The 19,008-nt window shown below is 53.3% G+C and carries 19 protein-coding genes; 13 read left to right on the top strand and 6 right to left on the bottom strand.

The genetic code is table 11. The annotated features are described in order from the left end of the window. Nucleotides 1–55 precede the first annotated feature (55 nt). A complete protein-coding gene (locus A7E48_RS08995) occupies nucleotides 56–340 on the top strand; it encodes a DUF6457 domain-containing protein (RefSeq protein WP_068172445.1) in 285 nt (94 codons plus the stop codon). Continuing rightward, nucleotides 327–1,157: a formate dehydrogenase accessory sulfurtransferase FdhD gene (gene fdhD, locus A7E48_RS08990; protein ID WP_068172442.1), complete on the top strand. Its 831-nt coding sequence runs from the start codon at nucleotides 327–329 to the stop codon at nucleotides 1,155–1,157. Before A7E48_RS08995 ends, fdhD begins: the two co-directional genes overlap by 14 nt. Before the next feature lie 81 nt (nucleotides 1,158–1,238). Here the strand turns inward: fdhD and A7E48_RS08985 are convergent, their stop codons facing one another. Beyond that, nucleotides 1,239–1,610 (bottom strand): hypothetical protein, encoded by a 372-nt coding sequence (locus tag A7E48_RS08985; protein ID WP_141669432.1) that lies wholly within the window; start codon nucleotides 1,608–1,610, stop codon nucleotides 1,239–1,241. Nucleotides 1,611–1,743: 133 nt separating this feature from the next. Next, nucleotides 1,744–1,959 (bottom strand): helix-turn-helix transcriptional regulator, encoded by a 216-nt coding sequence (locus tag A7E48_RS08980; protein WP_068172437.1) that lies wholly within the window; start codon nucleotides 1,957–1,959, stop codon nucleotides 1,744–1,746. A 293-nt stretch (nucleotides 1,960–2,252) separates the two neighbouring features. On the opposite strand from A7E48_RS08980, the gene A7E48_RS08975 reads away from it, so the two are divergent. Next, entirely contained in the window at nucleotides 2,253–4,559 is a 2,307-nt protein-coding gene (locus A7E48_RS08975) for an FdhF/YdeP family oxidoreductase (RefSeq protein WP_068172434.1), read from the top strand. 167 nt (nucleotides 4,560–4,726) lie between these two features. Here the strand turns inward: A7E48_RS08975 and A7E48_RS08970 are convergent, their stop codons facing one another. After that, nucleotides 4,727–6,172 (bottom strand): glyceraldehyde-3-phosphate dehydrogenase, encoded by a 1,446-nt coding sequence (locus A7E48_RS08970; RefSeq protein WP_083147328.1) that lies wholly within the window; start codon nucleotides 6,170–6,172, stop codon nucleotides 4,727–4,729. A gap of 297 nt (nucleotides 6,173–6,469) precedes the next feature. Between A7E48_RS08970 and A7E48_RS08965 the strand changes: the two genes are divergently transcribed. The 4 genes from A7E48_RS08965 to A7E48_RS08950 all read left to right on the top strand — a co-directional run bounded on the left by A7E48_RS08965 (nucleotide 6,470) and on the right by A7E48_RS08950 (nucleotide 9,741). Next, the gene (locus A7E48_RS08965; protein WP_068172431.1) at nucleotides 6,470–7,411 is read left to right on the top strand and encodes a carbohydrate kinase; all 942 of its coding nucleotides are present in this window, start codon (nucleotides 6,470–6,472) and stop codon (nucleotides 7,409–7,411) included. Between the two features lie 45 nt (nucleotides 7,412–7,456). Further along, nucleotides 7,457–7,981, top strand: coding sequence for a YbhB/YbcL family Raf kinase inhibitor-like protein (locus A7E48_RS08960; protein ID WP_068172429.1), 525 nt, complete (start codon nucleotides 7,457–7,459; stop codon nucleotides 7,979–7,981). 3 nt (nucleotides 7,982–7,984) lie between these two features. Further along, nucleotides 7,985–8,800, top strand: coding sequence for an HAD-IIB family hydrolase (locus tag A7E48_RS08955; RefSeq protein WP_068172426.1), 816 nt, complete (start codon nucleotides 7,985–7,987; stop codon nucleotides 8,798–8,800). 131 nt (nucleotides 8,801–8,931) lie between these two features. After that, on the top strand, nucleotides 8,932–9,741 hold the full coding sequence (locus A7E48_RS08950) for a glycerophosphodiester phosphodiesterase (protein WP_068172423.1): 810 nt from the start codon (nucleotides 8,932–8,934) through the stop codon (nucleotides 9,739–9,741). 205 nt (nucleotides 9,742–9,946) lie between these two features. Here the strand turns inward: A7E48_RS08950 and A7E48_RS08945 are convergent, their stop codons facing one another. Beyond that, nucleotides 9,947–11,281: a uracil-xanthine permease family protein gene (locus A7E48_RS08945; RefSeq protein ID WP_068172420.1), complete on the bottom strand. Its 1,335-nt coding sequence runs from the start codon at nucleotides 11,279–11,281 to the stop codon at nucleotides 9,947–9,949. A 285-nt stretch (nucleotides 11,282–11,566) separates the two neighbouring features. Here A7E48_RS08945 and A7E48_RS08940 point away from each other — a divergent pair, with 285 nt between their 5' ends. The 6 genes from A7E48_RS08940 to mnhG are packed head-to-tail and all read left to right on the top strand — an operon-like array spanning nucleotide 11,567 to nucleotide 18,335. After that, entirely contained in the window at nucleotides 11,567–14,728 is a 3,162-nt protein-coding gene (locus tag A7E48_RS08940; RefSeq protein WP_068172417.1) for a Na+/H+ antiporter subunit A, read from the top strand. Continuing rightward, nucleotides 14,728–15,276, top strand: coding sequence for a Na(+)/H(+) antiporter subunit C (locus A7E48_RS08935; RefSeq protein WP_068172414.1), 549 nt, complete (start codon nucleotides 14,728–14,730; stop codon nucleotides 15,274–15,276). Before A7E48_RS08940 ends, A7E48_RS08935 begins: the two co-directional genes overlap by 1 nt. After that, nucleotides 15,273–16,940, top strand: coding sequence for a Na+/H+ antiporter subunit D (locus A7E48_RS08930; RefSeq protein ID WP_068172412.1), 1,668 nt, complete (start codon nucleotides 15,273–15,275; stop codon nucleotides 16,938–16,940). Before A7E48_RS08935 ends, A7E48_RS08930 begins: the two co-directional genes overlap by 4 nt. Continuing rightward, nucleotides 16,940–17,527 carry a Na+/H+ antiporter subunit E gene (locus tag A7E48_RS08925; RefSeq protein WP_068172409.1) on the top strand — a complete coding sequence of 196 codons (588 nt, stop codon included), beginning with the start codon at nucleotides 16,940–16,942 and terminating at the stop codon, nucleotides 17,525–17,527. The genes A7E48_RS08930 and A7E48_RS08925 overlap by 1 nt, the downstream gene beginning before the upstream one ends. After that, on the top strand, nucleotides 17,524–17,916 hold the full coding sequence (locus tag A7E48_RS08920; protein WP_068172406.1) for a monovalent cation/H+ antiporter complex subunit F: 393 nt from the start codon (nucleotides 17,524–17,526) through the stop codon (nucleotides 17,914–17,916). The genes A7E48_RS08925 and A7E48_RS08920 overlap by 4 nt, the downstream gene beginning before the upstream one ends. Further along, a complete protein-coding gene (mnhG, locus tag A7E48_RS08915) occupies nucleotides 17,913–18,335 on the top strand; it encodes a monovalent cation/H(+) antiporter subunit G (RefSeq protein ID WP_068172404.1) in 423 nt (140 codons plus the stop codon). The genes A7E48_RS08920 and mnhG overlap by 4 nt, the downstream gene beginning before the upstream one ends. 47 nt (nucleotides 18,336–18,382) lie before the next feature. Here the strand turns inward: mnhG and A7E48_RS11620 are convergent, their stop codons facing one another. Next, a complete protein-coding gene (locus tag A7E48_RS11620) occupies nucleotides 18,383–18,721 on the bottom strand; it encodes an SDR family oxidoreductase (protein ID WP_369796777.1) in 339 nt (112 codons plus the stop codon). Continuing rightward, complete coding sequence (locus A7E48_RS11615) at nucleotides 18,666–18,992, bottom strand: hypothetical protein (protein WP_369796776.1); 327 nt, start codon at nucleotides 18,990–18,992, stop codon at nucleotides 18,666–18,668. Before A7E48_RS11615 ends, A7E48_RS11620 begins: the two co-directional genes overlap by 56 nt. Nucleotides 18,993–19,008: the final 16 nt, after the last annotated feature.

Genomic DNA, 19,008 nt, shown 5'->3' with positions numbered 1-19,008 from the left:
CCCGGGTAAAAAATGCTGATAAAACACCTACCGCAGAACAAAGGAGGAGACCAGCATGAGCAAACATGAACCTGATGACCTCAAACAGGCGCAAGAATTTTTGGTGAGCGTTGCAGAGAAACTGGACCTCGACCCCGCTATCGTGAAAGAAACCATGCCCTACCTATTGGGCATGACCAAGCACGTAGCCCACGACGCCGTTCGCCCCGCAGCGCCTCTGTCGGCTTTCTTGGTGGGGTTGGCAACAGGAACCGCGGGTGCCACCGACGCTCAGGGCGTGCGTGACCGTATCGAAAAAGTAGAAGAAGCAATGAAAGAGTTCTCGCATGGGCAGAGTTAACATATCGGTTCCCGCCACCAAAGTGCGCCGAAATGAAGACGGCTCGTACTCGGTAGACCGTCGTGCGGACGCGATTACCGCAGAGGAACCGCTGGAAATTCGGCTCTCAGGTGCCACCATCACTACCACCATGCGCACCCCCGGTAATGATTTGGAACTGGCGCATGGTTTCTTGCACTCGGAGGGTCTGATTCGCCAGGCACAGGATGTTTCGAATGCCCGTTATTGTGCTGGTGCTACCGGTCCCGATGGCCAGAACACCTACAATGTGTTGGACGTTCAAACTGCCAGTTATGTGCGTGCCCCCGGTCTTGAAAACCTGCGGTTGACTACCACTAACTCTGCATGCGGAGTGTGCGGGTCAGCATCCATTGGGTCAATTATGGACAAAGCCTACCGCCCCGTTCAGCCGGTCAAACTTTCCCCTGATTTGATCCTTTCTCTGCCGGAAGTGTTGCGCGGGGAGCAGAAACAGTTCCGCCGTACCGGGGGTATTCATGCTGCCGGTGCTTTCGAATCTGACGGCACGATGATTGTGGCCCGTGAAGATATTGGTCGCCACAACGCTGCCGATAAGGTGATTGGGCATCTAATGCTTGAAGATACCCTTGATACTCCCGGGCGCATTCTGGTGATGAGTTCGCGCGCTTCTTTCGAGTTGGTGCAGAAGGCAATTATGGCGGGTTTCTCGGCGCTGATTGCGGTGTCGGCGCCGTCGTCTCTCGCTGTTGAGCTGGCAAAGGAAGCCGGACTGACGCTGGTGGCTTTCACCCGCGAAAACCGGTTCAACCTGTATTCCGGAGAACTGGATATATAGGTTTGACGGGCGAGTGACCGTCTGAGCCTGTTTTGACCAGGTATACGTGGTCAAAAAGAGCTACGCCGGTCACTCGGCTAGTTAGTCCTCTAATTCTGCTTCCAGACGCGCGGTGTCAGACGCCCGAACTCGGTTCATCTTTTTCACGGCGTCCGTCCCACCGATAAACGCACCAAGGAGTCCTCCGGCAATTGCTCCTCCTATCAAGAGCGGGAAGAGTTCAAAATTTGAGGTTTGGCGGAGTACGACGTTGTACAAAATTCCCACTCCTTGAATCAGCTCCAGAACGACGACGATCGCTAAGGTCCCAGGCAGAATAATGGGTTTGGGGCGAGGAGCATAATGTTTACTCCACCCTTGGCCAAAAGCGATGCCAATTAACAGCGGGAAGAATACGAGTAGCGAGAGTAGCGAACGGACGCCAGGAATGGTCCATGTCAGGACTGCTCCCATTGAGTAGAGCGTGTAGGGCAAGGTACTGACGAAAACTGTATTTGACTGATTTTCGATTTTCTCTTGGTACTCGTCATCTACATATTCTTTGACAGTTCAGTATGAAAATCTCCAAAACGTTTGATGAGTGCGCTCACTGAGTTTCCTGTTCTTTCCCGAAAATTTGTTCCACTGATTTCCCCAGTACCTGGCAAATTTCTAATGCAAGGTGTACAGAGGGCGAGTAATTCCCTTTTTCGATATTTGCAATGGTCTGCCGAGAGACTGCAATTTTTTCTGCTAATTCACTTTGTGAAATATCGTTCCATCGCCGCCACCTACGGACTGAGTTAGGGGGTTTTTCATCCATGTTTGAGAAAGTTTCTTCGTAGAGTGTTTTCTTTAAATGTAAAGAATACTTTCCATTTAAGCAAGAAAAATTGCCCTGTGCTTTGAAATCGTCAAGAGAACAAAAGAAAAGTACATTCTTCCAGTAAAAATACATGCTTGAGCTTGTACTGATGTACGCGAAAATGTACAGAAACCCCAGGCAGCGTTCCGACGTCTCCCCCCTGTGACTTCATTTTCCTGATCAACCTTTCGCAGTCTCTAAAAGTTGCTAGAACCTTAATTTCCCCTCAGCAACCTGCTAGATTTGAAAGTATGAATGCGCCTCAAGAAACCTCAACACTCCCTACGGTAAGTAGCGTCAGCGAAGTTGCTAACGCCTACGACTACCCGAAAGTTGGACGCCGCGTAACTTCCGCAGCCGGACTCGGCGGCGTCTACCACGCCATGGAAATGGCAGGTAAAAACCGCGGACTTCTGCCCCTGCTGAAAATGAACCAGCACGGCGGCATCGACTGCCCTTCTTGCGCTTGGCCTGAGCCAAACCAGAATGACATGAACGTGGTCGAATTCTGTGAAAACGGCGCAAAAGCTGTTTCAGAAGAAACCACTCCAGACCGTGCCGACGCCGATTTCTGGGCAAAGTACACCGTCCAGGAACTGCGTGACCAGACTGACTTCTGGCTGGGCAAGCAGGGCCGTATTACCGAACCCATGCTCTATGATCGCTCCACTGGCGACGAACATTACCGTCCCGTCTCCTGGGAAAAAGCGTTCGCGCTCATTAAGGATCAGTTGAAGTCTCTGGACGATCCTAACCAGGCTGTTTTCTACACCTCGGGCCGTGCGTCCAATGAAGCTGCGTATGCTTTCCAGCTTCTCGCTCGTCGTCTGGGCACCAACAACCTGCCTGACTGTGGCAACCTCTGCCATGAATCAACCGGTGTAGCGCTCTCCTCGACTGTTGGTTTGGGTAAGGGCTCCATCACCATTAATGACCTTGAAACCACAGACTTGCTGATTTCAATCGGTCAAAACCCCGGCACCAACCACCCCCGTTCGTTGACTTCTTTCAAGAAGCTCAAAGAAAACGGCGGCAAGATGGTTGTTATCAACCCCATGCCTGAAACCGGTCTGATGGAGTTCAAAGAACCTCAGTCGGTCAAGGGAATGCTCGGTGTTTCGGAGAAGCTTGCCGACGAGTACCTGCAGGTTCGTCTTGATGGTGACCGTGCTTTCTTCCAGCAGCTTAACCGCGAACTTCTGCGCCGCGATGCCATCGATAAGGTATTCATCGAGAAGTTCACCTCCGGTTTTGATGCGACTGTTGAGCACCTGATGTCGTTGGACGACGCCGTCCTCGAACGCGGCTCGGGTATCTCGGCAACCGAGGTGAGCCGTATTGCCGACATGGTCGAAAAGGCTGAATCTGTCATTGTTTCTTGGACTCTTGGCGTTACTCAGCATAAGAACGCTGTTTCCACTTTGCGTGAAGTTATGAACTTCCTGTTGATGACCGGCAACATTGGTAAGCCCGGTGCCGGTACCGCGCCTTTCCGCGGTCACTCCAACGTGCAGGGTAACCGTACCGTTGGTATCTGGGAGAAAATGCCTCCCCGATTCTTAGATGCGCTGCAGGATTACTTCGGTTTTAATCCTCCGCGCGAAAATGGTCTGGATTCAGTGGATTCACTGAAGCAGATTCGCGACGGCAAGAATAAATTCTTCATGTCTCTGGGCGGTAACCTGGTGCGTGTTGCCTCTGATACCTCGGCGGTTGAGCGTGGCATGAGTCAGCAGGAAATGACCGTTCATCTTTCCACTAAGCCCAACGGCGCTCATGCTTGGCCTGGTGAGAAATCGCTGATTTTGCCTGTGCGTGCTCGTACCGATGAGGACATCCAGGCAACCGGCCCGCAGAAAATTACCGTAGAAAACTCTGCTGGTGTGGTTTCCGCTTCGATTGGTAAGCGCACCGCGAATAATGATCTCAACCTCAAATCAGAGGTCGACATCATTTGCTCCATCGGTCGCGAGACCTTCGGGGACGATTTTTGGCAGCCCATGATTGACGATTACGGCAACATCCGTAACGCAATCGAGGGAACCATCATTGGTTTTGACCGCTACAACGAGAGAATCGAACGCCCTGGCGGGTTCTACCTGCCTAACGGTCCTCGTCAGCGCGTATTCAACACCTCCGACGGTAAGGCTCATTTCTCGGTCAACGAGACCAACGTTATTGACCTACCTGAGAACTACTTCTTGATGTCCACGGTGCGTTCACATGACCAGTACAACTCGACCATCTACGGTCTGGACGATCGTTACCGCGGTGTTCGCCACGGACGTCGTGTGGTTTTCGTGAACCCTGAGGATCTCGAAAAGCGTGGTCTGAAGGACGGTGACCTGGTAGATATCGTTTCTGTTTGGGAGGACGGCGAACGTCGTGCACCTAACTTCCGTGTGGTGGCTTACGATCATGCCCGTGACTGCGTGACCACGTACTTCCCCGAGGCGAACGTGCTGGTTCCGTTGGATTCCTCTGCTGAAGAATCCAACACCCCCGTTTACAAGTCGGTTGTTGTTCGACTAGAACCTTTGGGCATCAACATGATGTAAATCTGGTGAGGCGCTAGAAAAGCCCGGTTCCGTTGCAGGCGGTGCCGGGCTTTTTTGTGCTGTTTGGGTTCCGGAAAGAAGAGGGTCACTAAATCAGTGAAAGTGCACTCAAATAAGTGCACTTTCACTGATTTAGTGACCCATTAGCGGTTGGCGCCCGCTAATCCCTAGCCAACTTTGGGGAAAGTCGGCACGGTAGCGCCAGCCATCTTCTCTACCACCCGGATAACCTGGCAGGAGTAACCGAATTCGTTGTCGTACCAGACGTAGAGAATCGCGGTTTTGCCGGTGACGATGGTTGCCAAACCGTCAACGATGCCCGCGGTGCGTGAACCAACGAAATCTGTGGAAACAACCTCATGGGAATCGGTGTAGTCAATCTGACGGCGCAGCGGGGAACGCAAGGAGGTCTCGCGGAGCAATTCGTTGAGAGCGTCCTTAGATTCAGGAGCTTTCTCCAACTGCAGGTTCAAAATCGCCATGGAGACATCGGGGGTGGGAACGCGAATCGCGTTACCGGTGAGCTTGCCCTCCATCTCGGGCAGAGCCTTCGCTACTGCCTTAGCCGCACCAGTTTCGGTAATGACCATGTTTAGCGCTGCCGAACGTCCACGGCGGTCGCCCTTGTGGAAGTTATCAATGAGGTTCTGATCATTAGTGAAGGAGTGAACGGTTTCTACGTGACCGTGAACCACGCCGAATTCATCTCCCATGACCTTCAAAACGGGGGTGATGGCGTTGGTGGTGCAGGAAGCGGCAGACAGAATCTGGTCTGAATCAGTAATGATGTTGTCGTTGACTCCGCACACGATGTTCTTCAAATCGCCCTTACCGGGAGCGGTGAGCAGAACGCGGGAGACACCAGGGCACTGCAGATGCTGGGAAAGACCTTCGCGGTCACGCCAGCGACCGGTGTTATCTACAACTATGGCATTATTGATGCCGTATTCGGTGTAGTCAACGGAGGCAGGGTCAGAGGAATAGATGAACTGAATGGGTGCACCGTTCGCTACGATGACGTTGTTCTCTTCATCCACGCGGATGGTTCCGCGGAAGGCGCCGTGTACGGAGTCGCGGCGCAGGAGTGAAGCACGCTTGTGAAGGTCATTCTCGCCGTTCTTGCGCACCACAACAGCACGAAGGTTCAGGCCTGAACCGGAGGAGCGTTCCAGCAGGATGCGAGCGAGAAGGCGCCCGATGCGACCAAAACCGTAGAGAACGACGTCCTGCTGAGCTAGCTCGACTTCGCCCTTCTTGTCGACGACCTCAGAGAGTTCGTTGCGAAGCCAACCTGCAAGGTCATCTGAACCGGATTCAACGAACTTGTGCCAGAGCTGGGCAATGCCGATGGAGCAGGGGCCAAGGTTGAGTGCAAGGAGCTCGTTGAGAATGGCGAGGGAGTTCTTGGGGTCTAGCTCTTCGTCATCAATCTGACGGGCAAAACGGTGTAGCTTGAGAATCTGAATGACAGAGCGATTGACCAGTGAGCGGCCGTGGATGCTTACCACCACGCCGTTTTCACGGTTGAGTTTGCCGATGAGCGGAATCATCGCTTCGGCATCAGCCTCGCGGTCGAGCCATTTTTCGTGTGCGTTTTCTAGCGCAGTGGCCACTGAAAAACCTTCTTCCTCGATCGAACGCCTTTGTATCGATCGGTTAGCGTGCAGGAGGATCTTATTCGTTCAAAACGCACGATGTGTCTGCACACGTTCGAGACGTTTTTGAATCGAATTGCACATCAAGCATAACTGGTTTGGGCGGCGTGTTCTGTATGTTTCAGGTGCTGTGGGGTATGAATCTGTTGCCGGTGTTTTGTCTGTTTGGTCTTGTGTGGGGGAGTGTGTGAAGTTGAGAGATAACACAGACGGTTTTCAGACATAACCGCACCTGCGCACGGGTAGAATGTGAGCATGCTGACAGTTATTGGCGAAGCCCTTGTAGACGTTGTAAATAAGCCCCACCAGCCGTTGCAGGCGCACCCGGGTGGTTCCCCGATGAATGTGGCAGTTGGGGTCTCTCGACTGGGCCATGACGCGGAGTTCATCGGTCGGTTTGGTCGCGATGAACACGGGCAGATGATCGTGGCTCACCTGAAAGATTCAGGCGTGAAAATTCCGATTTCTGCGGATGACAAGAAAACCTCTGTCGCACAGGCAAATATTGGTGAGTCTGGCGCGGCTGAGTATGAGTTCGATATTGACTGGTCGCTGGAATCTGCCCAGGATGAGCTTGCTTATGCTACGCGCCACTCCACCGCCGTCCACGTGGGGTCTATCGGAGCCATGTTGGAGCCCGGTGCATCTTCGGTAGTTCAAACGGTGAAAGATGCCGCAGAGACCGCGCTTATTTCGTATGACCCAAATTGCCGACCCACTATCATCCCGGATTCTTCGCAGGCTCGTGCGTGGGCGGAATCGGTGGTGCCGCACATCGACCTCATCAAAGCATCCGATGAGGATTTGCTGTGGCTGTACCCGAATCGCTCTATCGAAGAGACCGCACAGGCATGGCTTGAAAAAGGCGCCTCGTTGGTAGTGGTGACGCGCGGTGAGATGGGAGTGTACGCCATCAATTCCTCCATGGCTCCTTCTGGCGTTGAGATTCCCGCCTTTCGGGTTGAAGTTGCAGATACGGTAGGCGCCGGTGATTCTCTCATGGCAGCACTTATTGCTTATCTGCTAGACCGAGACATTGAAGGGGCCGCTGCCGCTGAAAAGCTGGCTGCTCTCTCTGTTGATGAGCTGAAGAAAATGCTGACCTACGCCACAACCGCCGCAGGTATTACAGTATCGCGTGCTGGTGCTAACCCGCCCTCGCGCGAAGAGCTTGAAGAAGTACTAAGCCAGGGTTAGTTTCGCTAGACTTAACCCAGTGATGAAACTTACCTAAGGAGAAACATGCTTGACCGCCAGCCTTACCAAGATTTGCCCGAATTGCCTACCTTCGAGCTTCGTTCCAGCGGTGTAGAAGACGGCGGATTGGCCGAAGACTGGATGCTTTCAGCGAAGATGGGAATCGAAAAGGGTACCGATACCATGCCGCAGCTTTCCTGGAGCGGTTTTCCTGAAGAAACCAAGTCATTTGTGGTGACTTGCTTTGACCCGGACGCCCCTACCCCTTCAGGGTTCTGGCACTACAGCGTGGCTAATCTTCCCGTTTCCACCACTTCCTTAGAGCGCGGTCACGGCAATCAGCTCCCTGCAGGTGCTGTTGCCCAGAAGAATGACGGCGGCTCCTTGGAATTCACCGGCTTTGCTCCTCCTGCCGGTCACGGCGCGCATCGCTACACCTTCTGTGTCACCGCCGTAGATACCGCAAAGTTGGACGTCGACGAGAACACCACCCCCGCCGTCGTCAATTTCAATCTCTTTACTCACGGTATTGCGCGAGCATTCCTTACCGTGATTCACGAAGAAAAATAATTCATGATCAAGCTGATCGCCAGCGACTTAGACGGTACGCTGCTGGGAAAAGATTTTAGGTTTCGCCCCCGCACGCTTGCCGCTTTAGAGGAAGCGGCGGGTGCCGGTATCGACATTGTGTTCGTGACCGGTCGCCCGCACCGCTGGCTGGATCCGTTGCGTGATCAGATGGAACATGACGCCTTTGCAATTTGCTCTAACGGCGCGGTGCTCTACCACCTAGGTACCGATGAGGTGGTTTCCACTGAGCTGACAGATATGAAAGACATCGCCGCTGTGCATCCCACGCTGGCGGCAGAATTTCCTGAGGCGTCTTTTACCCTGGAAACAATGGACACCGTATTTATCCAGGGGAAATACGAGTACGGTCCGGTGCTAGAGGGAGCCCAAATAGTTGAGGGTTCATTCGATGAAGTACTGGAGCGCGCGGACGGCGTCGTGAAATATCTGATGCAGGTGGACGGCGCTGACCCCGAGACTCTCTATTGGCGTACTTTGCCTTTGGTGGAGGATTACCTTGCTCTCACCATCGGAATCAACGGTGTTCCGTTGATGGAGATGGCACGCAAGGGTATGCACAAAGGGAAGACGCTGGCAAAGTTTGCCAGTGAACGCGGCATTAAAGCTAGTGAAGTCATTGCTTTTGGTGACATGCCTAATGACTTAGAGATGTTGCAGTGGGCGGGGGAGGGCTACGCCATGGCATCGGGATCACCGCGGCTTATTGAAGCGGTGGGTAGAACCTGCCCTCGATTTGATGAGGACGGCGTGGCGCAGATGATTGAGCGCGTTGTAGCTAGTCAGCCCAAAGTTATTTAACTGATGCAGCGTGGATAAGTATGCGTTCCTTAACCGTAATATTGCCTAATGAAGGGTCAGTTTTGGGTATTTATGCAATAAAAATCTTCTATAGTCGAATCTAAGTTACTGCCCGGTAGTAAGCTAGGAGTATGAATACTTTCGGCAAACCTGTCCCCTTTACCGCATCTTTTGAGCCTTTTGCGCATCGCGGTTTTGCGCTGGACGTACCCGAAAATACTATCGCCGCTTTTCAGAAAGCAGCGGCGCTGGGCGTGCGGTGGATGGAAATTGACGTTCATACTACCTCCGACGGTGTCGTCATCGTTTTTCATGACAGCACTCTCAACCGGATGGTGGGAATTTCTGGGAAGGTCTGCGACAAAACGTGGACTGAAATTCAAGCTTTTGATTTGCCAGGTGGCCACAAAATTCCCACGTTAGAACAAACGCTGGTTGAGCTCCCCGAGCTTTTCTTTAACATCGATGTGAAGGACGACGCCTCAGCGCAAGCTCTGCCTGAGGTAGTGGCAAAAACCGGGGCAATAAATCGTGTTCGCATTGCTTCTTTCTCAGAGAAGCGCAGAGCTGCGACCGTCAAAAAAATGCGAGCACTTGCACCAGATAGCGTTATTAAGACCAGTGCATCTGAGCTCGCTATGTATGGATTTTACGTAGCGGCGCATACCGTGCCCGCGTTGTGGCCTGTGATGAAACGGCTGGCAAGTCCGTTCTTCGAAGATTTTGAGTCAATGCAGATTCCACTGACTTATAAGTTTTTGGGCAAAAACTTTACGGTGGTTACTCCCCAACTGGTACAAACCGCCCACCGTTTCGGGTTGACTGTGCAGGTATGGACTATCGATAATCCTCAGGTAATGCGTGACCTACTCGAAATTGGAGTGGATGGCATCGTGACCAACCGATCGGACGTTTTGCGTGAAGTGTTAGACGCCGCCTAAAGTTCTATTTCCGAAAAACATGAAATCCCAGGCTTTTCCCAAGGTCTATCAATCCTCTTACAAGGTAAATGGGGTTATATATAAGTAACGGTTTGAGAGAGCCGAGCTGAGAAGCGAAATGTGTGTGAGTGATTCACCGTTTCTGTAGGTGAATCAGCAAATGGCCGTGCTGGGGAGCGCGGCCATTTGCTTTTAACGTGAAAGGTTATTTACCGAGTGAATCGACTCGTGGCTCCAGCGGTTCTGGCGCCGAGTTGCGGCGTCGGGCAATGAAAGCCATGAGGTGATATGTAATCAGGGTGGCGGCAGTTCCTAGCGCGATACCGGCGAACTGCAGGTTACCAATATCCCAGGTGTAGTCGGCGATGCCCACGATGAGGGCCACGGAGGCGGCGGTGAGGTTCACCTGATTGGAGAAATCCACTTTGTTCTCTACCCAGATGCGTACACCCAGCATACCGATCATGCCGTAGAGAACTGTGGCTGCGCCACCGAGTACGCCGGCGGGTACTGATGCTACTGCTGCGCCGAAGACGGGCAGGATGGAAAGCAAGATGGCGAAGATTGCGGCTACCCAGTAAGCAGCGGTGGAGTACACTTTGGTAGCTGCCATGACGCCAATATTTTCTGCATAAGTGGTAGTACCTGAACCGCCGCCTGCGCCTGCAATGGTGGTTGCTAGACCGTCTGCCATGAGCGCGCGTCCGGAGTATTTGTCGAGGTTGTCACCGGTCATTAGCGCTACGGATTTTACGTGTCCGATATTTTCTGCCACTAGAACAAGAATGACGGGAATGAACAGGCCCGCTAGATTCCAGTGAAATTCGGGAGTCTGGAAATGCGGTAGTCCAAAGAGCCCTTGGTTTTCCCAGGCTTCGTGGATAGCGGTGAAGTCTACTTCGCCACGGATGACGGCGGTGATGTATCCGATTACTACGCCCAGTAGGATCGAGAGTCTGCCGAAGATTCCTTTGAAGAGAACCGAAATCAGGATAATCGAGACCAGAGTGACGAGCGCTGTGACAGGAGCTTCCATAAAGTTCGCTTTGGCGCTGGGGGCAAGGTTGAAACCAATCAGCGCCACAATAGCGCCGGTGACCAGCGGTGGCATGAGTTTGGTGAGCCATCCGGTTCCGGCTATTTGCACGATGAGCCCCACGAGGAAGAGCGCGATACCCGCCATCACGATGCCACCGAGCGAACCGGCGGGGCCGTACTGGTTAGAGGCCGCTGCTAGCGGCGCAATGAACGCAAAGGACGAACCGAGGTAAGACGGTACACGGCCGGCTGTGAGTAGCAAGAAAAGGATAGTGCCAATACCCGAGAAGAAAAGGGTGGTGGACGGCGGGAAGCCGGTCAGGAGAGGAACGAGAAAGGTCGCTCCAAACATTGCCACTACATGCTGAGCACCAATGCCGATGGTTCGCCCCCAGGTGAGGCGTTCATAAGGTGCGACGACGGCACCCGGTGCTACCGTTTTGCCGTCGCCGTGTAGCCGCCAGGCAAAGGCAGAATGGCGCTCGGAATGTTCTGAGCTCATAGAAATGCTCCAAAAATCAGGGGTGTGAGAATCGTTGATTATTCTACGCGCCTGAATAAAAAGTGCAGGGATGTAGCTAACCGTAGAGCATCTAGCGAGGTGGAAAAGTGGCAGGAAAGAAGTCAGTGTATTTTCAGTCGATGAATGTATTACCTATTGCACCATTTGTAGCAACCTAAAATAAGCGAAATTGGGGGTGATTTACACTATCTTTCCCTTCCGCCGAAATGGTCAGATGGCTTACAATTAGGGGAGGTTCTGCCCACGATTCCAAAGGCTATCTCTGTGGTAACAATTCTTCTAGCTTTTTTCGTGGTGTGGCTGTGCACGCCGCTTATCTATCGAGGCTTGGGTCATAAGACTTTCTACGCACTGGCATTACTTCCTGCCGGTGCTTTCATCTATGTGCTCACCAAAACGTCCCAGATTATGAATGGTGAGCCCTGGGTTGAAAAATTCGAGTGGATTCCCGCTCTCAATCTAGAGCTGACTTTTCGTATGGACGTGCTGTCTTGGGTGATGAGCTTGCTTGTACTGGGCGTTGGCTCGCTCGTACTTTTTTATTGCACCTCGTATTTCAGTCACTCCTCGGAGAGCGTTGGCGGTTTCGCCGCTCACCTGTTCAGCTTCTGTGCGGCTATGTTCGGGTTAATCACGGCCGATGACTTTATAGTCATGTTCATCTTCTGGGAAATCACCACCATCCTTTCCTATCTGCTCATTGGCCACGCCCATAACAGGTTGTCCGCTCGTCGATCTGCCTTGCAGGCCTTGACGGTCACAACAGCCGGTGGCCTCGCCATGTTCGTCGGAATTATCATGTTGGGCCAGAGCGCCGGCACCTATAGCTTGGCAGAATTGGTAGTTCGCGGACCCCAGATCGTGGCAGATGTTGAAGCCGGGCACGGAATTTTGACGGGCGTGCAGCTCTCCGCCGCCCTCTTTCTGATTCTGTGCGGTGCGCTGAGTAAATCGGCGTTGTTCCCGCTGCATTTCTGGCTCCCCGGGGCGATGGCGGCACCTACGCCCGTCTCTGCTTACCTGCACGCAGCGGCAATGGTGAAAGCGGGTATTTACCTGCTGATTCGCTTCTCACCCGGCTACGGCATGGTCGCCATTTGGGAAAACACGCTGGTTATTTTCGGCGCTTTCACGATGGTTTTTGGTGGTTGGGTTGCTCTCAAGCAAACAGACCTCAAACTCATTCTTGCTTACGGCACCGTGAGCCAGCTCGGTTTTCTCGCACTGATTGTCTCAGCGGGAACACCTAATGCGCTCTACGCAGCTATGGCTATGATGCTGGCGCATTCACTCTTCAAAGCAGCGCTCTTCCTCACCGTAGGAATTATTGACCATCAGTCGGGCACACGAAATATCCACAAACTCTCGGGTATCTTTCGCAGAGCCCCTGTACTGTTTGCCGTCGGTCTTATCTCCGCGGCGTCCATGGCAGGTATCCCTCCGCTGGCTGGTTTCGTGGCCAAAGAAGCAGTACTGGAAACCTACCTTGAACGACTCATGCATGCAGAAAACGGTAGCGTGCTATTGCTCGATCTCGTGACTGTGGGCGCTATCGTGCTGGGCTCCATACTTACTTTCGCCTATTCTGCGCGTTTTGTGTGGGGAGCTTTCGCCACAAAACCTGCAAGCTTTATGGAGAATATTGATGAGATCAAGTTCTGCCAGACTCATTATGACCGCAACCCTGCAAAACTTGCTCACCTCGAAAAAAGCCCCGATACTCTTTTCCACCGTGTGAACTTCACCTTCATTGCATCGCCGGTGGTTTTGACCTTACTGACCATCGCATTCGGGCTATATCCCGAGCCGGTACACCACTGGATTTCTAGCCACCTGAAGAAAATAGGCGAATACGATCTTCACCTAGCCCTCTGGCACGGAGTGAACCCCGCATTCCTCACCAGTCTCGGCATCATGACGGTGGGTATGGTGCTTTTTCTTGCTCGCAACCCCATAGAAACGTTCCAAAACCGTATTCCCACCTGGCCAGCGGCGTCCACCGTCTACCGCAATATTGTTGACGCCTTGGATCGCCTAGCAGTATGGGTCACCGGTCAAACTCAGCGTGGTTCACTCGGCTTCTACCTGGGCATTATTCTGAGCACCGCGGTGACCGTGCCGACTATTGTGCTCTTCCTGGCAGAAACCCCTCCGCTAGCTAATATTCGCGTAAACGTGAACCCCGCTGAATGGGCTATCGCGCTGGTGATGATTACCGCAGCACTGGTAGTGCTCTGGGCACGCAAACGTTTCTTGGCGATCTTGATGGTCTCGGTAACAGGCTACGGCATGGCAGCACTCTTCGCTGTGCGTGCCGCCCCCGACCTTGCTATTACTCAGTTCCTAGTAGAAACCCTCTCGCTCGTCGCCTTTGTGTTGGCTCTACGAGTACTACCTCGAAACATCCGTAAGCAGAAGCTGACGGGCAAGCGCGAACAAACCCACCAGAGTATCCGAATCGTCATCGCTATTGGTTTCGGCATTTTGACGATGGCGCTTGCCATGTTTACCTTCTCCTCGCGGAGTCTGCAGCCCATCTCACTAGAACTACCCAAGATGGCGTACGAAATAGGCGACGGCACAAACATCGTCAACGTCATTCTCGTGGACACTCGTGGCTGGGATACCTTCGGCGAAATTTCAGTACTGGCTCTTGCCGCAACCGGTGTGGCATCCCTACTTTTCATTGAAGGGCGCCGTGACCGCGGCGCCTCTAAGAACCTGGATACTCAGGTGCTTCAAATCTTTGAGAAGCGCTACGCTGCACGCACGAATTTGACCGCTGAACAGAAGGTTGCCGGCCGTTTCTCTAGCGTGCACCGCGATCCTTTCATTGTTGCTGGTCGAACCCTGCCGCCCGAGCGTCGTTCAATTCTGTTAGAAGTCATGACACGCCTGCTCTTCCATACGCTGATTATGGTCTCGCTCTACCTGCTGGTGGTCGGTCACAACCTGCCTGGTGGCGGTTTTGCTGGCGGTCTGCTGGTCGGTCTCGCCTTTGCCGTGCGGTATTTGGCAGGCGGTGGGCGTGAGCTTCGTGCGGCATCCCCGATTCCTCCCGGCGTGTTCCTGGGAACGGGTCTTGCCGTTGCCGCGCTCTACGCTGCCACACCCCTACTCTTTGGCGATCCCGTATTTACCAGCTACACGCTCAAATGGTCTATGCCGGTGTTTGGCGACGTCAAATTCGTCACGGCAACTATCTTCGATATCGGCGTATATCTGCTGGTTATTGGGCTAGCGCTCGACGTCATCCGCTCCTTCGGCGAAAAGATCGATGTGAAAATTGATGAAAACCGCAAACAAGAAACACGGCGGCGCAACAATGCGGTGGCGGAGAAAAAACGACAGATCGCAGATAGAAAGGCAGCTACCGGTCAGCAATCCACGCAAGTTCTAGTCACTGAAGAAGGAGGCAACCGGTAATGGCAATTGATCTTAGCCTCATTCTTGTAATGGGCGTCATGTACGGCGTTGGCGTGTACTTGGTGCTCGACCGCACCATGACCCGCGTGATGCTTGGCCTCATGCTGCTGACTAACGCCACCAACATGCTCATTTTGCATGCCGGTGGTCCTGCCGGTCTGGCTCCTATCTTCAATAAAGATATAGCCGCCGGAGACTACTCAGACCCCCTACCGCAAGCACTGGTTCTCACCTCGATTGTGATTTCCTTTGCTGTAACCGCCTTAATGCTTGGTCTCATCTACCGCGCATGGGTCCTCTCCCGTGGCGATGAAATTAAGGACGACGCCGAAGACCGCAAGGTGGCAACGCAACCTTCGTACGACCCGGAAGAAGACACTCCGGCATCGACTGACAGCTCAGAATTTGATGGTGATGAGCAAACCCGCGAAAGGGAATTCAAAATCAAAGAGGAGAAAAGAAAATCCTCCGGTCGCGAATCGCAGAAAACTACGGCGCACATCGCTAAAGATAGTTCTGATATAGCAGGGCAGAAGGAACACGCATGAATACAGTAGCTTTAGCGCCCCTGTGTGTGGCAATTCTTTTCCTCGCGGCAGCGGTGACTTTTATCCTTTCATACCGGGTGCGTTTACAACGCTTGGTCTCGCTCGTTGCCCTGGTGACTGTTCTGTCCTTGGAAGCTACTTTGGTGGTCTCAGCGTGGGATGGCGAGCCGCAGGCAGTGTTGCTGGCTAACTGGCCGGCGCCTTTTGGTATCACTATGGTGGTGGACCAGCTTTCCTCGCTGTTGCTGGTGGTGAGCTCAATTATTTCGCTCGCCGTGTTGATTTTCGCTTCCGGTCAGGACATCGCAGATAACGACCACGAAGTGCCAATTTCGGTGTTTTACCCGACCTACCTGCTTCTTTTAGCGGGCGTCTCTAACGCCTTCTTAGCAGGCGATCTCTTCAACCTGTACGTGGGATTTGAGATTCTGCTGATGGCAAGTTACGTGCTCATTACAATGAATGCAAACACACCGCGTATTCGCTCGGGTACCACTTACGTCGTGGTATCGGTGGTTTCCTCGATTCTGTTCTTGACTGCTATCGGATTCATTTATGCCTCGGTGGGGACCGTCAATATGGCAGATCTTTCACTGAAACTGCAGACTTTACCTCTGGGTACTCAGCTTCAACTCCATCTGATGCTCTTGATTGCGTTTGGTATCAAGGCGGCTGTCTTCCCGCTTTCGCTGTGGCTTCCGGACTCTTACCCCACCGCCCCGGCGCCCGTTACTGCGGTCTTCGCTGGCTTGCTCACCAAGGTGGGCGTGTATGCGATTATACGAACAGAAACCCTCCTCTTCCCAGGGGGTGCGCTGGACGGGTTGCTCAGCGTGGTTGCTATCTTGACCCTTATCGTAGGAATTTTGGGCGCATTGGCTCAGGGCGACATCAAACGTATGCTCTCTTTCATTCTGATTAGCCATATCGGCTATATGATCTGGGGCATCGCGTTGAATAACCAGCTAGGCATGACTACAGTGGTGTTCTACATTGCCCACCACATCGTGATTCAGACCGGACTGTTCCTGGTGGTCGCGCTCATCGAACGACGCGGCGGATCAGCGAACGTTGAACGCCTCGGCGGCATGCTCAAGGTAGCCCCCTGGCTAGCGGTTCTCTACTTCATCCCAGCAATTAACCTGGGCGGTATTCCGCCGTTCTCAGGATTCATTGGAAAAGTCGGCTTGCTCCAGGCATCTGTTGAAGCTAATACCGGGATGGCCTATGCCATGTCTGGGGTGGGCGTCTTGGTCTCGCTTCTGACTCTGCTTGCCCTCACCCGCGTTTGGAACAAAGTATTTTGGCGCTCAGCGACCAAAGCAGAAAAACCCACCAAGGTTATTTTGCGAGCTGAGCACGATGCCACCGCAAAGGGAAAGAACCAATTGGATCGTCACGACCACAAGCCAATCCCCGTTTCGATGGTTGCTTCAACCGTGGGCTTAGTAGCAGTGGGTACTTCAATTACTTTCTTCGCTGCGCCGCTATTCCAGCTCGCTGAACATGCATCAGATAACCTCATGCATCCTGACCGCTATATCGAATCGGTTCTAGGACCTCAAACGCCTACCCGTGAGGACTACCTCGGTGAATTCCTGGACCAGCAAAACGCCGTAGATAATGAGGACGCAAGTAACGACGGCGAAGTGGTGACCGAATAATGACTCACTCCAATCATTCACTGTTGACCCGATTCCTCCACGGAATCCCCTCTTTTCTGTGGCTCACTTTCGTATGGTGTGCCGCCTGGCGAGATTTCGGGCTACCTAGCGTAGCGTTCGGCGCGATTCTAGCGCTTCTAGTGCTCTTGGTTTTCCGCCTACCCACGCTGTACCTCTCCAACAGGTTTAACATCTGGTATGCCCTGGTGTTTTTGGGGTACTTCACTTACCAGGTTGCCCGAGCCAGTATGGAAGTTTTCTGGTTCGCGTTGACCTACAAAGCACCTCTGCGTAACTCAGTTGTTGCGGTGAAACTTCGCACCGAATCCGACCTGTGGATTACCGCGATTTCGCATGCTATGTCGCTGATTCCGGGCTCTCTCGTCGTTGATGTTGATCGCGGCAACTCGATTCTTTACTTCCACGTACTGAATGCTTCGGGTCAAGACGCCGCGGAAGAATTTCGTGTTGAAGCCCATCGGATTGAAGCGATGATTCTCAAAGCGGTAGGGAGCAAAGAAGAATTCGCCATGATTACAGCGGACGAATCTCGTAGCAAGACGGCGAAAGGAAGTCACCGCGCATGAGTACTACCGTGATTTGGATCTGCGGTCTGATTTTGACCGTAGCGGCTTGCGGGACCGTGTACCGCATTTGGCGCGGTCCCACGCTTCTAGACCGGGTGCTTGCCAGCGACGTTCTCGTCTCGATTATCGTGGCGGTTCTGTGCGTGAATATGGTGGCTAAGGATTCCTACGAACTCATCACGCTGATTCTGCTGATTTCGATGGTGGGTTTTATTGGCTCAGTGACCGTTGCCCTCTACGCTAACAATGCGCCCTCCCGCGAGAAACGCCTGGAACCTTCCCGTATTCAGGAAGTTAACCGCAATGACCCGCAGGCTGCCCAGCGCTTGGCTGAAGCTAAACGTGTGGCGAAAGCTCGCAAACGCAAGAAGATTAAGGAAGGTAAATGATGGATGCTTTTCTCAATGTTCTAGAGGCAGTTTGCTTGGTTCTCGGGTGCCTGATGTCCTTGGGCGCCGCCATCGGTCTGATTCGGTTTCCCGATATTCTTTCCCGCCTCCACGCCGGCACCAAGCCTCAGGTTTTTGGTCTGATGCTTCTCTTGCTGGCTGTGCTGATTGATACTCGCAGTTGGGCGTATCTGCCGGTGTTGGTGGTCTCGCTCCTGCTGCAGCTGCTGACTATTCCTATTTCTGCGCATATGGTGGGCCGCTCCGGTTACCGTAACAAGCACTTCCCCGCAGGGGACTTGAAGCAGGATGATCTGCGTACCGTCATCGAAGAGGCAGAAGCCGAAGAGAACGCGACAGACCCCCAGGGTGAGGATTCGCAGCCGGAGAGCGACGTCGATTCTATGCGGACTTCGTAGTACCTCCCGAGTTTGATACAAACTCGGGGTGGGGACGTCGCACCCCGTTATTTTGCCCCGAAACCGCCGTTGGAGTGGAGGAGTTGGCCGTTGATCCAGCTGCCGGCGTCGGAGAACAAGAAACGGACTAAATCTGCGGTGTCTTGGGGTTTACCCAGATGCCCTGCGGGGGTCTGGGCGGCGAGATATTGTTCTGTTGCTTCATCCATCCACCCTGTATTGATGGGGCCAGGATTGATGAGGTTGCAGCGGAAACCTCGTGCGCCCAGCTCGATCCCGCTGGCAATCACTAGGCGATCGAGAGCTCCCTTAGACGAGCCGTAGGGCAGGTTATGTGCGGTGTGATCGCTGGTCAAGCCCAGTGAGTTCTCCAAATCCTTGCTCACGGTGGAGTTTTTCTGCGTGGTCAATAAGCTTCTGCGGTGTGGAAGGGTCTTCGAGGTTGACTGGGAGCAGCTCAACGTTTACACTTTGTTGGCGAGCAAATGTGACAAGTTCGTCGAGGTCAGCGTTGCTGCGGGGTAACTCCAGCCGGTCGTCGTAGGGGTGCCAGTAGTTCAGCAATAGGTCCCAGCCTTCGGATGCGAGTTGCTGGGCGACGGCGTAGGCAATGGAATTGCGGCGTCCGACTCCGGTGATTAGCGCTAAACGATTCATAGATTTCCTTACTGCT

The organism is Rothia sp. ND6WE1A, assembly GCF_001683935.1.
GTDB lineage: Bacteria > Actinomycetota > Actinomycetes > Actinomycetales > Micrococcaceae > Rothia > Rothia amarae.
The sequence above is the reverse complement of the archived record's forward strand: the minus strand, read 5'-3'. Positions and strand labels throughout refer to the sequence as shown.

Coding starts and splice junctions, on each gene's coding strand:
- mnhG (WP_068172404.1), top strand. CDS start 17,913: ATGATGGATGCTTTTCTCAATGTTCTAGAGGCAGTTTGCTTGGTTCTC.
- fdhD (WP_068172442.1), top strand. CDS start 327: ATGGGCAGAGTTAACATATCGGTTCCCGCCACCAAAGTGCGCCGAAAT.
- A7E48_RS08950 (WP_068172423.1), top strand. CDS start 8,932: ATGAATACTTTCGGCAAACCTGTCCCCTTTACCGCATCTTTTGAGCCT.
- A7E48_RS08935 (WP_068172414.1), top strand. CDS start 14,728: ATGGCAATTGATCTTAGCCTCATTCTTGTAATGGGCGTCATGTACGGC.
- A7E48_RS08920 (WP_068172406.1), top strand. CDS start 17,524: ATGAGTACTACCGTGATTTGGATCTGCGGTCTGATTTTGACCGTAGCG.
- A7E48_RS08930 (WP_068172412.1), top strand. CDS start 15,273: ATGAATACAGTAGCTTTAGCGCCCCTGTGTGTGGCAATTCTTTTCCTC.
- A7E48_RS08925 (WP_068172409.1), top strand. CDS start 16,940: ATGACTCACTCCAATCATTCACTGTTGACCCGATTCCTCCACGGAATC.
- A7E48_RS08985 (WP_141669432.1), bottom strand. CDS start 1,610: ATGGGAGCAGTCCTGACATGGACCATTCCTGGCGTCCGTTCGCTACTC.
- A7E48_RS11615 (WP_369796776.1), bottom strand. CDS start 18,992: ATGAATCGTTTAGCGCTAATCACCGGAGTCGGACGCCGCAATTCCATT.
- A7E48_RS08960 (WP_068172429.1), top strand. CDS start 7,457: ATGCTTGACCGCCAGCCTTACCAAGATTTGCCCGAATTGCCTACCTTC.
- A7E48_RS08995 (WP_068172445.1), top strand. CDS start 56: ATGAGCAAACATGAACCTGATGACCTCAAACAGGCGCAAGAATTTTTG.
- A7E48_RS08965 (WP_068172431.1), top strand. CDS start 6,470: ATGCTGACAGTTATTGGCGAAGCCCTTGTAGACGTTGTAAATAAGCCC.
- A7E48_RS08945 (WP_068172420.1), bottom strand. CDS start 11,281: ATGAGCTCAGAACATTCCGAGCGCCATTCTGCCTTTGCCTGGCGGCTA.
- A7E48_RS08980 (WP_068172437.1), bottom strand. CDS start 1,959: ATGGATGAAAAACCCCCTAACTCAGTCCGTAGGTGGCGGCGATGGAAC.
- A7E48_RS08975 (WP_068172434.1), top strand. CDS start 2,253: ATGAATGCGCCTCAAGAAACCTCAACACTCCCTACGGTAAGTAGCGTC.
- A7E48_RS08955 (WP_068172426.1), top strand. CDS start 7,985: ATGATCAAGCTGATCGCCAGCGACTTAGACGGTACGCTGCTGGGAAAA.